The following is a 15,149-nucleotide window of genomic DNA, read 5'->3' as shown; positions in this document are numbered from 1 at the left end:
ACAAGGCATCAGCTGACGTATGGCGTCAGCACGATTTCCACCCGGCGATTGGCGGCGCGGCCCATGACCGTGGCGTTCGATGCCACCGGCTCGGTCTTGCCGAAGCCTTCGACATGCATCCGCGCGTGCACGACGCTGCGCTGCGCCAGATAGCTGGCGACGGTGTCGGCGCGCTGTTCGGACAGAACCTGGTTATAGGCCTGGCTGCCGATCGCATCGGTGTGGCCGTCGACATCGATATAGGTCGCGGGGTATTTGGTCAGCGTGTGCGCCACGGCATCGAGCACGGGCTGAAAGCGCGGCTGGATATCGTGCTTGTTGAACGCAAACGTCACATCGCTTGGCATTTCCAGCACGATCTGCTGGCCGTGGCGGATCACGTCGACCCCGGTGCCGCGCAAGTCGTTTTGCAGAACCTGGTACTGGTTGTCGATATAGGCGCCGGCATCGTCATACCCGATCGGCGCAATGCCCGCGTCATAGATCGCGACCCGGCGCGCGGCATAGTCGGGGATCGCCGGCACCACCGCGATGCGCGTGACATCGCGCTCCAGCACGGGGCGCACGGTTTGCGTGGTGGCGACAACGCGATTGGTCGCGCCGGTCGCAGTCGCCACGACGTGCGTGTCGACCTTGTCGACCAGCCTGGTCGGTGCGGTGACTTTGGGGGGCTTGGGCGTGCGGATGTGGGTGTTGGCATGCGCGGCGCCGTTAACCGTGTTGTTGGTGATATCGCCGTTGGCGCCTAGTTCGCCGCGCACGGCGCCGGTCGACAATCCGCCACCCAGGCCGCCCAGCCCGCCGCCAAGGCCGCCACCCAATCCACCGCCAATATGCTGGGCATGGCCGGGGGCCGAAAGCACCAGCGCGAGAGTGAGCGCGGTCGTCGCTGTAAGAGCCTTGATCATCGTTCGTCTCCAATGTGCGCCGGTGGAGTGCAAAAACCGGCTTCTGGTGGGGAGACGGATGGCCGCCGGATTTTAATCCGCGCGGCTTGCAAATTTTTTCAAAGGCCCTTGCGGCACGTGTCGCACAATATGCCGCGCCCGGTGCGCGGCCCCGGCAAAATCGCCTCGCGGTTGGCCTGTTCCAGCATCATACGGGTGTCGCCGCTCTCCCCTGCCAGCGCGGCCAGCCGCGACGCCACCAGCGGCGCGGCAAATGACGTGCCGCGCAGCCGCGCCGCGCGCCCGTCGAGACCGATCGCGGTCAGGTCTGCGCCGGGGCCGGCGTAATCGAGGTGCAGCGCATGGCCCGCCTCGAACAGCACACGGTTGCGCGCATCGACCCCGGTGACGGCGACGACACCCGGATACGAGGCGGGATAGGCGGCCGGCGCGGCGGCGCCGTCGTTGCCCACTGCGGCAACGACGACCAGCCCGCGCGCCTGGACCAGCGCGATCGCCCGCGCCAGCAGCGGATTGGCCGGCCCGACCAGGCTGATCGAGACGACGCGCACGCCGTGGTTCTGCATCCACCCCAACGCGCGCGCGATGGCCAGCGCATCGCCGCCCGCCGGATCGGTGCCATAGACATCGGCGACATGGATGTGCGCGGTGCCGGCGCCCGCCAGCAGCGAGACAATCGCCTGCGCATGGGCATCGGGATGCGGCGCGCCTGTGGCAAACCCCGCCTGATCGGTGATCCGTGCCGAAGGGCGCACACCGCCGTCGATGATGCCCAGGCTGGTATTGCCAGCCGCCGGTCTAGCATCCGGCGGTCTGGCAGATGCCGGGCCACTGGCTCGCGCGGCGCTGCCGCTGGCGAAATGGATCTGGTCGGAGGTGATCGTGCGGCCGGGCAGCGCGTTGCGCAAGGTGCGCAAGGCGCCGGATAGGCCCTTGCCCGGCGGCGTACGCAACCGCGCATAGCCCAGGCCCAGCCCATCGAGATCGCCCTGATCGATCAGCACAAAGCCGCTGTCGGCCGCAATCCGCAAGGCCGCCGGATCGGGATCGAGCAGCAGCACTTCATGCGCGCGCGCGGGCGCGCCGGTGTCATCGCGTTCGACCGTGGCGCGATGCGCCTGGACAAAGGTATCGAGCCGGTCGAGCCGCAGAGTCGCCAGGCTTGCCACTGTCTGGCCCAGCGTGGCGGTGGTGCGCAGCACATCGCCGGCCGCGCCCGAAACCCGGCCGACCACGCCATTGACCGCCGGGATCCCGATCCCCTGCGCCAGCGCGGCGACGGGCAGCGCGATGGCCAGTCCCCACAGAACGGTGCGTTTGATCATGGCCCTCTCGCTTCCCACGTCCCGGTGCCCGCCGATCAGAAATTCGCGATTTCGCGATTTTTGCGTGAGACCTTATGGATGAAACGACGATGCCCGTCCGTTTAATGCAGCGAAAGGCATAAATAGTTGGACCCGGACGCGTTTGGTGACGAGCTGGTGCAATTGCTGCCGCGCATGCGGCGGTTTGCACGCGGGCTCGCGCGCGATGCCGCCGATGGCGACGACTTGTGCCAGGCAACGATCGAGCGCGCGCTCAAATCCCGCCAGCAATGGCAGGGCGGCACGCGCCTCGATGCATGGGTGTATACGATCATGCGCAATATCTGGGTCGATCAGGTGCGGGCGCGCAACCGGCGCGGGCAGACGTTCGTCGCCGAGGAGGCGGGGCATGGCGTCGGCGATCCCGGTGATGCGGCGATCGAGGCGCATGTCGAACTGGGCAATGTCGGCCGCGCGATGGACCGGCTGCCGCCCGAACAGCGCGAAGCGGTGATGCTCGTGCTGGTCGAGGGGTTTGCCTATAAGGAAGCCGCCCAGATCATCGGCTGCCCGATGGGCACGCTGACATCGCGGCTGGTGCGCGGGCGCGAGGCGCTGATGCGCCGTTTGGGAGACGTTGCGTGACTGTTTCGGGCGAAGACGTGATGGCCTATGTCGATGGCGAACTCGATGAGGCAGGCCGGGCGCGGGTTGCGCAGGCTGCGCGCCATGACGCGGTGCTGGCCGCGCGAATCCATGCCGAACAGGCGTTGCGTGATCGGCTGGCCACGCATTTTGCCCCGATCGTCGACGATCCGGTGCCCCCTGACTGGATTGCGTCGATCCGCGCCGCGACCGTGGCGCCGGCTGCGGGATCGAATGTCCTCAGCATGGCCGATGCGCGCGCCGCGCGCGCCAAGCCGGCGCCGCCCCCGCATCGACGGGTCTGGGCCGGCGCGGCGATCGCGGCATCGCTGGTGGTCGCAGCGATAGTCGGCGACCGGATCATGGCCCCGGCAACGCCGGGCGCAGGCAGCAACACGATGCTGGCCTCGGGCGAACTGGCGCATGCGCTCGACCGCCAGCTGGCCTCGGCGCAGGCAGGCGCACCGGTACAGATCATGGGCACGTTCAAGCGCCAGGGCGGCGATATCTGCCGCGTGTTTGCAGGCGGCGGCGCGTCGGGCATCGCCTGCCACGATGGCGCCGGCTGGCACCTGCAACAGACCGCGCCCGGCGCGACCACCAGCCAGAATGCCTATCGCCAGGCGGGCTCGGAGCAGGCCGGCTTGATGGCGCAGGCCCAGGCAATGATGGCGGGCGATCCGTTCGACGCCGCGCAGGAACGCGGCGCGCGCGATCACGCCTGGCAATGAACGAGGCTGTGCAAAAGCGCAGCATGGCCTACAGAACGCTTGACGAGCATCACGCTCGTGTGTTGCAACCAGCGCATGCATAATCCCATGCGTCATCAATTGGTCATGCGGGTATCCCATGTCTTCCACTGCGTGGAAGCAGCGGAGCTTTCACGATGAATGTCCGGGTCGGAGCATGCTTCACAAGGCGATGATCGATAGGGCGGCTGCGGCCAGGCCCAACAGCGGCGATTTCGCCGAAGGTTTCAATATTGCCCGCTATGTGGCGGATGCCGGGTTTGCCGGCCACGGCAGCAGCCGGCATCTGTCGAACTGTCCGGCGCTGGTGTTGAACGCCGACTACACCCCGCTCAGCTATTATCCGCTCAGCCTGTGGCCGTGGCAGACCGCGATCAAGGCGGTGTTCCTGGAACGCGTGGACATCATTGCGAGTTACGAGCGCGAAGTGCATTCGCCGTCGCTCGACATGAAGATCCCCTCGGTCATCGCGCTGCGCCAATATGTCCGGCCTAGCGAATTTCCGGCGTTCACGCGGTTCAACCTGTTTTTGCGCGACCGGTTCACATGCCAGTATTGCGGCAGTTTCGACCACCTGACATTCGATCACGTCGTGCCGCGCCGGCTGGGCGGGCGCACCACCTGGGAAAATGTCGCGGCGGCATGTGCGCCCTGCAACATGAAAAAGGGCGGCCGCACGCCCGAGCAGGCGCATATGCGCCTGATGGAAGAACCGATCCGCCCGACCACCTGGCAATTACAGGACAAGGGCCGCGCGTTTCCGCCCAATTTCCTCCACGAAAGCTGGCGCGACTGGCTGTACTGGGATGTCGAGCTGGAGGGATAATCCTCCCGGAAACGAGGAGGCTTACGCCAGCTTCGACGCGCCTTTCAGGAACAACCCCAGGGCCACCAGGCCGATCGCCGCCGACAGCAGCATCGGCATCGTCGGCAGATAAATCCATGCGTCGGCGCCGCTGCAATGCGCCAGCGTCTGCGCATAGAGCGGCGGGCCGATGATCTGTGCGATCGATCCGATCGACTGGACCGCGCCCTGCAGTTCGCCCTGGCTGCGCGCATCGACTGCGCGGCTGCTCAGGCCCGAGATCGACGGCTGCACGAACCCCTCCACCGATCCGACCACGATCGCGCCATAGACCATGCCGGTCGTGGTCGCGATGCAATACAGCACCGCGGCCACGCACATCCCGCCGACGCCGAGCATGACCGCGCGGCGTTCGCCCAGGCGCGGCAGCACGCGGCCGAGCAACACCCCCTGCACCAGCGCCGATGTCAGCCCGACGACCGCCAGCGCCAGCCCGATCGAGCGCGCGGTAAAGCCATAAGCCGCAATCGCCATAAACGACCACACCGCCGGATAGACGATATGCGCCAGTTGCCACGTGCCCAGCGCCGCGACGAACCACAGCACGGTCTCGTTCTGCCGGCGCAGCGCGCGCAGCGCACCCAGGGCATTGGCCGTGCGCCAGTCGAACGGGCGCCGGTCGGCAGGCGGCAGCGATTCCTTCAGGAACACCAGCCCGAATCCGAAATTCAGCAGCGCCAGCACGGCGGCGGCCAGGAACGGCAGCCGTTCGCCGTACGAGCCGACGATCCCGCCCAGCGCCGGGCCGACCACGAAGCCGATGCCGAACGCCATGCCCATCATGCCGAAACGCGCCGCGCGCTGTTCGGGCGGCGTGATGTCGGCGATATAGGCATAAGCCGCCGAATAGCTGGCGCCGGTAACCCCGGCGAGCAGGCGTCCGACGATCAGCCAGCCGAACACCGGCGCTGCAAATTGCAGCAGATAATCGAGCCCGAGCGCCAGGATCGACGCCAGCAGCACTGGACGCCGCCCGAACCGGTCGGACAGATTGCCGATGATCGGCGCGAAGACGAACTGCATCGCGGCGTACCCTGCCCCCAGCCACCCGGCATACCCAGCCGCAGCGCTGATCGGCCTATGCGTCAGGTGCATGATCAGCCCGGGCAGCACCGGAATGACGATGCCGAACCCCAGCATGTCGATCAGCACGATGGCAAAGACAAAGCCCATGGATGCGCGGTGTCGGGCGTGGTGTGACATCGAATTCTCCCCCTGCGAGGAGATGCGGAAATGTCAGGCAGGCTGCAACCGCTTTTGCAGCGCGCCTTCGCATTCGCCCAGCAGATTGGCCAGGATCTGCGCCACGGGCAGTTCTTCCGTCACCAGCCCGACCGATTGTCCGGCCATGACCGAGCCGCGCTCGACATCGCCGTCGATCACCGCGCGGCGCAGGGCGCCCGCCCAGAAATGCTCGATTTCCAGCTGCGCGGCCATCATGTCGAGCGTGCCGGCGTCGATCGCCTGCGCCACTTCGATCTGCTTGGCGGTAAATTCCTCGGTGCCCTTGTTCTTCAAGGCGCGCACCGGGATCACCGGCAGGCGCGGATCGACCTGCACCGACGTGATCGCATCGCGCGCATTGGCACGAAAGAACGCCGTCTTGAACAGCGGATGCGCGATCGATTCGGTTGCCGCTGCAAACCGCGTGCCCAGTTGCACGCCCGCCGCGCCCATTTCCAGATAGCTCGCCATCGCTTCGCCCCGGCCGATGCCGCCGGCGACGAACACGATATGCTCCTGCGCCAGCGCCGGCAGGAATTCCTGCGCCAGCACGCCGGTCGACACCGGGCCGATATGCCCGCCCGCTTCGCTGCCCTCGATCACCAGCGCGTCGGCGCCGCTGCGGAACAGTTTTTTGGCGAGCGCCAGTGTCGGCGCAAACACGATGACTTTCGCACCGAAGGCCTTGATCGCCTCGACACTGCCTTTGGGCGGGATACCCCCGGCCAGCACGACATGGCTGACGCGGTGGCGCGCGGTGACCGCGATCAGGTCGGTCAGCGCGGGGTGCATCGTGATCAGGTTTACGCCGAACGGACGATCGGTCATCGCGCGGGTCGCGGTAATCTCGGCATCGAGCAGCGCGGGCGTCATTGCCCCGCAGGCAATCACGCCGAAACCACCGGCGTTGCTGATCGCGGAGACGAGATGCCGTTCCGAAACCCAGCTCATCGCGCCGCACATCACCGCATAGTCGCTGCCCAGGAATTGTGCGCCACGTGCCATGAGGGCCGCTGTTTTCGAATAGGCGGTCATGCTGATGTCAATTCCTAGATGCACGGATTATAACCCTGACGCGGGCTGTTTGGCGCGACCTTTACGGCGGCAGGCCCAACGGGGCAAGGGCCACGCATCGGTCAGCCTATTGCAAATAATCGACCAAGGCGATCTCTCTGACGATTTTATACCGTTTAGTCGATTACCCGCGGGCTGCTACCATGCTCCCAACGCATCACGAGAGGATCAAGCCATGAATGCCGAAAGCAAGTGTCCGTTCCAAGCCGGCATCAGCCAGGCCGCCGTTGCCAATGCCGTGTGGTGGCCAAACCGGCTGGACCTGTCGGTCCTTGCGCAGCATTCGCGCAAAGTCGATCCGCTCCCTGCCGATTTCGATTATCGCGCCGCATTCGTCAAACTCGACCTGGCAGCGGTAAAGGCCGACATTTTTGCGCTGATGACCGATAGCCAGGACTGGTGGCCGGCCGATTACGGGCATTACGGCCCGCTGTTCATCCGCATGGCGTGGCACAGCGCGGGCACCTATCGCATCTTCGACGGACGCGGCGGGGCCGGCACCGGCAACCAGCGGTTTGCCCCGCTCAATTCCTGGCCCGATAACGTCAATCTCGACAAGGCACGGATGTTGCTGTGGCCGGTCAAGCAGAAATATGGCGCCTCGCTCAGCTGGGCCGACCTGATGATCCTGACGGGCAATTGCGCGCTCGAATCGATGGGCCTGCCCACCGTGGCCTTTGGCGGCGGGCGTGAAGACATCTGGGAGCCCGAAACCGACATTTACTGGGGGCCGGAAAGCGAATGGCTGGGCGAACAGCGTTACAGCGGTGACCGCGAACTGGCCGATCCGCTGGGCGCGGTGCAGATGGGCCTGATCTACGTCAATCCCGAAGGCCCCAACGGCACGCCCGATCCGCAGGCCTCTGCGCACGACATCCGCGACACCTTTGCGCGCATGGCGATGGACGACGCCGAAACCGTCGCGCTTATCGCAGGCGGACACACGTTCGGCAAGGCACACGGCAACGGCGATGCCAAATTGCTCGGGCCGGAACCCGAAGGCGCACCGATCGAGGCGCAGAGTTTCGGCTGGATCAGCAAGAACGGCACCGGCAAAGGGTTCGACGCAATCACCAGCGGGCTGGAAGGCGCGTGGACGACCGATCCGATCCGCTGGGACAATGGCTATTTCGACGCGCTGTTCGGCTATGACTGGGAACTGACGTTCAGCCCGGCCGGCGGTCACCAATGGCAGCCCAAGGGCAATGCAGGCGCGGGCACCGTGCCCGATGCGCATGACGCCAGCATCCGGCATCAGCCGATGATGTTCACCAGCGACATCGCGCTGATCGTCGATCCCACCTATCGCGTGATATGCGAGGACTATCATCGCAATCCGGCGAAACTGGCACAGGCCTTTGCCGAAGCGTGGTTCAAGCTGACCCATCGCGACATGGGCCCGATCGTGCGCTATCTGGGCGCCGAAGCGCCGACGCAGCCGCGAATCTGGATGGACCCGCTGCCGGCGCTCGATCATGCCGTGATCGATACGGCCGACATTGCCGCGTTGAAAACGCAGATCCTGGACAGCGGGCTGTCGGTGTCGCGGCTGGTCGCGACCGCGTGGGCCTCGGCCTCGACGTTCCGCCATTCGGACAAGCGCGGCGGTGCCAATGGCGCGCGCATCCGCCTGGCGCCGCAAAAGGATTGGGCGGTCAATGAACCGGCCGAACTGGCCAAGGCCCTGACTGTGCTGGAGGGCATCCAGCAGGCGTTCAATGCGTCGGCACCGGGTGGCAAACGGGTCAGCATGGCCGATCTGATCGTGCTGGGCGGTGCGGCCGCGATCGAAAACGCGGCCAGCGCGGGCGGGCATCCGGTGTCCGTGCCGTTCACCCCGGGCCGGACCGATGCAACGGCTGACGATACGGATATCGCGTCCTTTGCCGTGCTGGAGCCGACGACCGATGGATTGCGCAACTATCGCAACATCAAAGCCTTGCGGTCCGAAGAAGAGCTGCTGATCGACCGCGCGCAATTGCTCGGGCTGACCGCGCCTGAACTGGCCGTGCTGACAGGCGGCCTGCGCGTGCTGGGCGCCAACACCGGCGGCAGCGTGCTGGGCGTGTTCACCGATCGCGTCGGCGTGCTGGGCAACGATTTCTTCCGCACGCTGATAGCGGCCAGCACCAGCCACGCCTGGCGCGAAACCGAACCCGGCGTGTTCACCGCGTTCGATCGCAAGACCGGCAAAGCCGATCTGGTCGGCAGCCGTGCCGATCTGATCTTCGGATCGAATTCGCAACTGCGCGCGTTGAGCGAAGTTTATGCCACCGATGACGCGCACGGACGGTTTGTCGACGATTTCGTCAAGGCGTGGGTAAAGGTGATGGACGCCGACCGGTTCGATCTGGCGGGATGACCCTGTCCCGGGCGCCAGGGCGGACCCGATCCGCCCGCGCGAAGGGCACGATGGGTTGCGGATCAAGTCCGGAATGACGAGCACGATAAAAAAAGGGCGCCGTCTTTGCAGACGGCGCCCTTTTTCGTTCGGCAATCGCAGCAATCAGGCAGCCGGCAAAGCAGCCCGCGCCTGGGCGATGATCGCGGTGAAGATGCCGCCTTCGTTCATCGCCAGGTCGGCCATCGACTTGCGATCGAGTTCGATCCCGGCCAGCTTGGTGCCGTGGATGAACTGCGAATAGGTCAGGCCTTCGGCGCGGACGGCAGCGTTGATACGCTGGATCCACAGCGCGCGGAATGTGCGCTTTTTGACCTTGCGGTCGCGGTATGCGTACTGGCCGGCCTTTTCGACGGCCTGGCGTGCGACGCGGATCGTGTTCTTGCGCCGGCCGCGGTAGCCCTTGGCGGCATCAAGAAGACGCTTGTGCTTGGTGCGGGTCGTCGTGCCGCGTTTGATACGGGTCATCTGTCAGTCTCCTCAGCCGAGCCCGTAGGGCGCCCACTTCTTGATCACCTTTGCGTCTGCATCGGAAATCACTGAAGTGCCGCGGTTCTGACGGATGTACTTTGCATTGTGGTTGATCAGGCGGTGGCGTTTGCCGGCCACGCCGTGCTTGATCTTGCCGGTGGCGGTGATCTTGAAGCGTTTCTTCACACCGCTCTTGGTCTTGAGCTTGGGCATTTTGGTCTCCTTTGGGTTCGGCCTCCTAAACCCGCCGTGGCAGCCCTTGTGGCCAGGCGAGTCTCATCGGTGTGCCGGATGAAGCTGGGGCGCATAGGCACAAGCCGGACAAAAGGCAAGCGGCCAGGCCATTTTATCGCGGGCCGATTATCGCGTGCCGATCTCGGCGCGGTCGAACGGGGTGGTCTGATAGACTTCGTTGATCCAGTTGCCGAACAGGATGTGCCCGTTGCCGCGCCAGGTGTTGAACGGGCGCGCGGCCGGATCGTCGCCGGGGAAATAGTGGCGCGGCACATAGGCGCCTTCATCGCGCGAAAACTCGTGCGCGAGAGTCAGCGTGTCGTATTCCAGGTGGTTGAGCATGTGCAGCGCGTGGTGCGCCGGGTCATCGACCAGACACAGCCCGACCTCGTCGCTGTGCGCCAGTACGGTCAACCCGCGGCCTGCAGGCAGGTCGGCCGCGCGCACTTCGCTCCAGCGCGAGACCGGCACGTCGAAGCGGTCGGGAAGCCCGCGCAACCAGGGCGAGGCGGGCACCAGGTTGCTGTGGGGGAACACGCCCGAGGCCTTGGCGGGCAACCCATGCTTGTCGACGCCGTGGAAGTGGTACAGCGCGGCCATCGCGCCCCAGCACAGCGTCAGCACGCGGTGGACGTGGGTCTGGCTCCAGTCGAGAATGCGCGTCATCTCGTCCCAATAGGTGACGTCGGTATAGGCCATCGTTTCGACAGGCGCGCCGGTGACGATCAACCCGTCGAATTTCTCGTCCTGCACTTCGCTCCACGGGCGGTAGAATTCGGCGATATGGCCGGCCGCAGTGTTCCTGCTGACATGGTCGGAAATGCGCAGCAGTTCGAATTCGATCTGCAGCGGTGTCGCGCCCAGCACACGCGCAATCTGCGTTTCGGTGGTGATCTTGTCGGGCATCAGATTAAGCAGCGCAATGCGCAGCGGCCGGATGTCCTGCCGCGCCGCCTCGGTCTCGGCCATCACGATCACGCCTTCGGCTTCGAGCGTGGCGCGGGCGGGCAGCGTATCGGCAATACGAATGGGCACGTGCTTGTCCTCATGGTGCCGGAAATCGGCAGCGCGGCGACGCACGATGCAAGAAATGGGGACGCGTTGAGGCTCCGTAGGGTTGCCGCTGCGGCCACATCCCGTTCATCGCTGAAAGGCGCCACCTTGCCCGGTTGCCGGCAGGTTGGCGTTGGAGGATTTGACCTCCAACTCTTGATGCTGGATGCGATCTAGTCGCGCGCGCGGCTCAATGCAAGCCGGCGAGACCTTCGACCACGTCGTCAAGCCGCGCCGGATCGCCCAGCGCGATCACATGGCCATCGGAACCCAGGCGCAGCGGATCGCCGTTCCAGTCGGCCATGACCCCGCCGGCGCCTTCCACGACGGGAACCAGCGCGGCCCAGTCGTAAACCTTCAGATTGGATTCGCACACGATATCGAGATGGCCGCTGGCCAGCATCGCGTAGTTGTAGCAGTCGCCGCCCATGACCATGCGCTTGTGATCGGTCAGCGCGGCCAGCGCCATGAAATGTTCGCCGTCGTGATTGCTGAAATAATGCGGGCCGGTGGTGGCGATCGAGGCCTCGGCCAGAACCGGGCAGGCACGGGTCCGCACTTCGCGACCGTTGAACAGCGTAGGCTGGCCCACCACGCCGACCCAGCGTTCGCCCAGGATCGGCTGGTCGATCACGCCGAGCACCGGAAAGCCGTCGACGAGCAGCGCGATCAGTGTGCCGAACAGCGGCCGCCCGGCAACGAACCCGGTGGTGCCGTCGATCGGATCGAGCACCCATTCCCGCCCCGAAGTGCCCGGCGCCACGCCGTATTCCTCGCCAATCACACCGTCTGCCGGCATGGCGGTGGCCAGGATTGCGCGCATCGCCTGTTCGGCGGCGCGGTCGGCGGCGGTGACCGGGGTCTGGTCGCCTTTGCGCTCGAACGCGGCCACGCGGAAATGCGGGCGGATCGCGGCGCCGGCGGCATCGGCGAGGCGGTGGGCGAGGGCGATTTCGGCGTCGAGTTTCATGAGGTGGGCATGGCCATGCACGCGCCGGTGGTCAAGGGCATGCCTTGACCGGCGCAGCGTGCCCGTGCGAACGGCGGCGCATGGATGACGCCACACAGATCGATTTGTTTCGCCAGGCAGTCGATTGCATCGGCGGCCAGACCGCTGCGGCCGGGGCCCTGGACATGAGCGAACGATCGGTGCGGTTCCTGCTGGCCGGCGAACGCCGCCTGCACGCGGGTATCCTGGAGGCGATGTCGCGCGCGCTGATCGATCACGCCAACGTCTGCCGGGCGCTGGAACGCCAGCTATCGCCGGCGTTTATCGAGAACCGCACGGCTGCGCAGGCGGTGCCGCCCAAGCACGACGGCAATCGCTCGGTGAAGCCGGTTTAATCGAACAGCGAGCTGACCGAGCTTTCGTCTGCCGTGCGCCGCACCGCCTCGCCGATCAGCGGGGCGATCGTCAACAGGCGGATACGGTCGCAGTCGATCGTCGCCTGGGTCGGCAGGATCGTGTCGGTAATCACCAGTTCCTTCAGCGCGGAATTGCCGACGCGCGCGACCGCGCCGCCCGACAGCACGCCGTGGGTAATATACGCCGCAACGCCTTTGGCGCCGGCATCCATCAGCGCCTGCGCCGCGTTGCACAGCGTGCCGCCCGAATCGATGATGTCATCGATCAGGATGCACATGCGCCCTTTGACTTCGCCGATGATGTTCATCACTTCGGACTGGCCGGGGCGATCGCGGCGCTTGTCGACGATGGCCAGCGGCGCGTTGTTCAACCGTTTGGCAAGCGCGCGGGCGCGGACCACACCGCCGACATCGGGCGAGACGACCATCAGGCCATCGTCGCCATAGCGCGTCTGGATATCGGCGGCCATCACCGGCGCGCCAAACAGATTGTCGGTCGGAATATCAAAGAAACCCTGGATCTGCCCAGCGTGGAGGTCGACCGCGAGCACGCGGTCGGCACCCGCGGTGGTGATCAGGTTCGCGACCAGCTTGGCCGAGATCGGCGTGCGCGGGCCGGGCTTGCGATCCTGGCGGGCATAGCCGAAATAGGGCACGACCGCGGTGATCCGCTTGGCCGAGGCACGGCGCAGCGCATCGATGCAGATCAGCAGTTCCATCAGATTGTCGTTCGCCGGATAACTGGTCGACTGGACCAGGAACACGTCTTCGCCGCGCACGTTCTCGTGGATTTCGACGAACACTTCCTCATCGGCAAAGCGCCGGACCGAAACATGCGTCAATGGCATTTCGAGATAGGCCGCGATGGCGCGTGCGAGCGGCAGATTGCCATTGCCCGACATGATTTTCATCTGGTGCCTGCTTTCGTCTGGTGCTGCCCGATGCCGACCCCAACATCCGTGCACACGCCGAGTCCTTGTTGGGCGCGCCTAAGCCCATGGTGACAACATTGCAACATTTGCGATGCTCTAAAGCGCCACCCACCGCCCCGCACCCCCGGCCCATCCACCCATTCAAGGTACCGTGTGGGCGGATGGGCCGGGGGTGCGGGGCGGTGGGTGGCACTTTCAGCACAGACGTGGACAGCGCTTGATGCGTGCACCGATTTGACCGTAGTACAGGGCCCATGGCAGATAAATTGATCATCACCCTGGCGCAACTCAACCAGCAGGTCGGCGACCTGGCCGCCAATGCGGCGTCGGTGCGGCGCGTGCGGGCGCAGGCATCGGACAGCGACCTGATCGTGTTCCCCGAGATGCATCTGATCGGCTATCCGCCCGAAGACCTGATCCTGAAGCCCGCGCTGGTCGAACGCGCCGCGCAGGAGCTGGAAAAGCTGGCGCTCGATACCGCCGATGGCGGCCCGGCGCTGCTGGTCGGCAGCGTATTCGTGCGCGACGGGGCGCTGCATAATGGCGTGGCACTGCTCGAGGGCGGGCGGATTGCTGCGGTGCGGTTCAAATACGAATTGCCCAATTACGGCACGTTCGACGAGAAACGCTATTTCCTGCCCGGCCCGCTGCCCGAGCCGGTGCTGTTCAAGGGCGCGATGATCGGCCTGCCGATCTGCGAGGATATCTGGCAGCCCGATGTGTGCCGCCACCTGGCGCAACTTGGCGCGGAAATGTTCATCTGCGTCAATGGCAGTCCCTACGAGATCGACAAGAACGTGCTGCGCATCGATGGCGTGGCCAAACGCCGCGCGATCGATACCGGTATTCCGCTCGCATTCGTCAATCGCATCGGCGGACAGGACGAGCTGGTGTTCGATGGCGGCAGCTTTGTCGTCGGGCCCGAGGGCGCGCTATGGGTGCAGGCGCCCGATTGGGAAGAAGCCGTCGTGCGCACCGAATGGAGCCGCGTGGCGGTCGGAAACGGCCACCGTTGGCGCTGTTCGCCCGGCGACATGACCGAATCGACCGAACATCCCGAAGACATTTACTGCGCGATGGTTCTGGGCCTGCGCGATTATGTGAACAAGAATGGCTTTCCCGGCGTCGTGCTCGGGCTGTCGGGCGGGATCGATTCGGCGATCACCGCAGCGATTGCGGTCGATGCGCTCGGCGCAGACCGGGTGTGGTGCGTGATGCTGCCCAGCCGCTATACCAGCCAGGAAAGCCTGGACGATGCGGCTGCCTGCGCCGCGCTGCTGGGCACGCGCCTCGATACGATCCCGATCGAGGCGGCGGTCAGCGGGTACACCGACATGCTGGCGCCCGTGTTCGGCGACCGCGCGGCCGACACCACCGAGGAAAACCTGCAATCGCGCATTCGCGGCACCACGTTGATGGCGCTGTCGAACAAGTTCGGCCCGATGCTGGTCACCACCGGCAACAAGAGCGAAATGAGCGTCGGCTATGCGACGATCTATGGCGACATGAACGGCGGGTACAATCCGATCAAGGATGCGTACAAGACCACGGTTTTTGCAATCTCTGCCTGGCGCAACACGCGCCGGCCCAAGATCGGCCTGGGCCCTGATGGCCCGGTGATGCCGGCAAACGTGATCATCAAGCCGCCGAGCGCCGAATTGCGCGAGGACCAGAAGGATTCGGATTCGCTGCCCGAGTACGGCGTGCTCGATGCGATCCTGAACCATCTGATCGAACAGGAACGCAGCGTCGACCAGATCGTCGGCGAAGGGTTCGACCGCGCCATCGTGACACGGATCGAACGATTGCTGCACCTGGCTGAATACAAACGGCGCCAGGCACCCCCGGGGGTGAAGCTGGGCATGCGCAATTTCGGGCGCGACCGTCGCTATCCGATCACCCATGGATTTCGCACCGCCTGAAT

At 65.5% G+C, this 15,149-nt stretch carries 15 protein-coding genes and 1 riboswitch; of the genes, 6 read left to right on the top strand and 9 right to left on the bottom strand.

Going from position 1 to position 15,149, the window contains the following annotated elements:
* Positions 1–8: 8 nt before the first annotated feature.
* Together ACOOE2_RS02325 and ACOOE2_RS02320 are read right to left on the bottom strand one after the other, a co-directional pair.
* Positions 9–908 carry an OmpA family protein gene (locus ACOOE2_RS02325; protein ID WP_420381414.1) on the bottom strand — a complete coding sequence of 300 codons (900 nt, stop codon included), beginning with the start codon at positions 906–908 and terminating at the stop codon, positions 9–11.
* A 98-nt stretch (positions 909–1,006) separates the two neighbouring features.
* Positions 1,007–2,233, bottom strand: coding sequence for a S8 family serine peptidase (locus tag ACOOE2_RS02320; protein ID WP_420381413.1), 1,227 nt, complete (start codon positions 2,231–2,233; stop codon positions 1,007–1,009).
* A 126-nt stretch (positions 2,234–2,359) separates the two neighbouring features.
* On the opposite strand from ACOOE2_RS02320, the gene ACOOE2_RS02315 reads away from it, so the two are divergent.
* The 3 genes from ACOOE2_RS02315 (at position 2,360) to ACOOE2_RS02305 (ending at position 4,432) form a co-directional block, all read left to right on the top strand.
* A complete protein-coding gene (locus ACOOE2_RS02315; protein WP_420381412.1) occupies positions 2,360–2,857 on the top strand; it encodes an RNA polymerase sigma factor in 498 nt (165 codons plus the stop codon).
* Positions 2,854–3,588, top strand: coding sequence for an anti-sigma factor family protein (locus ACOOE2_RS02310; RefSeq protein WP_420381411.1), 735 nt, complete (start codon positions 2,854–2,856; stop codon positions 3,586–3,588). The genes ACOOE2_RS02315 and ACOOE2_RS02310 overlap by 4 nt, the downstream gene beginning before the upstream one ends.
* 175 nt (positions 3,589–3,763) lie before the next feature.
* Complete coding sequence (locus tag ACOOE2_RS02305) at positions 3,764–4,432, top strand: HNH endonuclease (RefSeq protein ID WP_420381410.1); 669 nt, start codon at positions 3,764–3,766, stop codon at positions 4,430–4,432.
* Between the two features lie 21 nt (positions 4,433–4,453).
* On the opposite strand, the gene ACOOE2_RS02300 is transcribed toward ACOOE2_RS02305, so the two are convergent.
* Together ACOOE2_RS02300 and ACOOE2_RS02295 are read right to left on the bottom strand one after the other, a co-directional pair.
* Positions 4,454–5,674: an MFS transporter gene (locus ACOOE2_RS02300; RefSeq protein WP_420381409.1), complete on the bottom strand. Its 1,221-nt coding sequence runs from the start codon at positions 5,672–5,674 to the stop codon at positions 4,454–4,456.
* A 33-nt stretch (positions 5,675–5,707) separates the two neighbouring features.
* The gene (locus ACOOE2_RS02295; protein WP_420381408.1) at positions 5,708–6,730 is read right to left on the bottom strand and encodes an NAD(P)H-dependent flavin oxidoreductase; all 1,023 of its coding nucleotides are present in this window, start codon (positions 6,728–6,730) and stop codon (positions 5,708–5,710) included.
* 214 nt (positions 6,731–6,944) lie between these two features.
* On the opposite strand from ACOOE2_RS02295, the gene katG reads away from it, so the two are divergent.
* A complete protein-coding gene (gene katG, locus ACOOE2_RS02290) occupies positions 6,945–9,131 on the top strand; it encodes a catalase/peroxidase HPI (RefSeq protein WP_420381407.1) in 2,187 nt (728 codons plus the stop codon).
* Between the two features lie 144 nt (positions 9,132–9,275).
* Here the strand turns inward: katG and rplT are convergent, their stop codons facing one another.
* From rplT to ACOOE2_RS02270, 4 genes are all read right to left on the bottom strand, one after another.
* Complete coding sequence (gene rplT, locus ACOOE2_RS02285; RefSeq protein ID WP_420381406.1) at positions 9,276–9,638, bottom strand: 50S ribosomal protein L20; 363 nt, start codon at positions 9,636–9,638, stop codon at positions 9,276–9,278.
* A 12-nt stretch (positions 9,639–9,650) separates the two neighbouring features.
* Positions 9,651–9,854: a 50S ribosomal protein L35 gene (rpmI, locus tag ACOOE2_RS02280; RefSeq protein WP_420381405.1), complete on the bottom strand. Its 204-nt coding sequence runs from the start codon at positions 9,852–9,854 to the stop codon at positions 9,651–9,653.
* A gap of 147 nt (positions 9,855–10,001) precedes the next feature.
* Positions 10,002–10,910, bottom strand: a complete 909-nt coding sequence (locus ACOOE2_RS02275; protein WP_420381404.1) for a homoserine O-succinyltransferase — start codon at positions 10,908–10,910, stop codon at positions 10,002–10,004.
* A 68-nt stretch (positions 10,911–10,978) separates the two neighbouring features.
* A riboswitch (SAM-I-IV-variant riboswitch) is annotated at positions 10,979–11,096 on the bottom strand.
* A gap of 22 nt (positions 11,097–11,118) precedes the next feature.
* A complete protein-coding gene (locus tag ACOOE2_RS02270) occupies positions 11,119–11,898 on the bottom strand; it encodes an inositol monophosphatase family protein (RefSeq protein ID WP_420381403.1) in 780 nt (259 codons plus the stop codon).
* Between the two features lie 80 nt (positions 11,899–11,978).
* Here ACOOE2_RS02270 and ACOOE2_RS02265 point away from each other — a divergent pair, with 80 nt between their 5' ends.
* Entirely contained in the window at positions 11,979–12,272 is a 294-nt protein-coding gene (locus ACOOE2_RS02265) for a hypothetical protein (RefSeq protein WP_420381402.1), read from the top strand.
* Here the strand turns inward: ACOOE2_RS02265 and ACOOE2_RS02260 are convergent.
* Positions 12,269–13,204: a ribose-phosphate pyrophosphokinase gene (locus ACOOE2_RS02260; RefSeq protein WP_420381401.1), complete on the bottom strand. Its 936-nt coding sequence runs from the start codon at positions 13,202–13,204 to the stop codon at positions 12,269–12,271. The two genes, ACOOE2_RS02265 and ACOOE2_RS02260, sit on opposite strands and share 4 nt — an antisense overlap.
* Positions 13,205–13,479: 275 nt before the next feature.
* On the opposite strand from ACOOE2_RS02260, the gene ACOOE2_RS02255 reads away from it, so the two are divergent.
* Entirely contained in the window at positions 13,480–15,147 is a 1,668-nt protein-coding gene (locus ACOOE2_RS02255) for an NAD+ synthase (protein WP_420381400.1), read from the top strand.
* Positions 15,148–15,149 lie beyond the last annotated feature (2 nt).

The organism is Novosphingobium sp., from assembly GCF_965214355.1.
GTDB lineage: Bacteria > Pseudomonadota > Alphaproteobacteria > Sphingomonadales > Sphingomonadaceae > Novosphingobium.
Note: the sequence above shows the minus strand (reverse complement) of the source record. Positions and strands in the feature narration are given on the sequence as shown.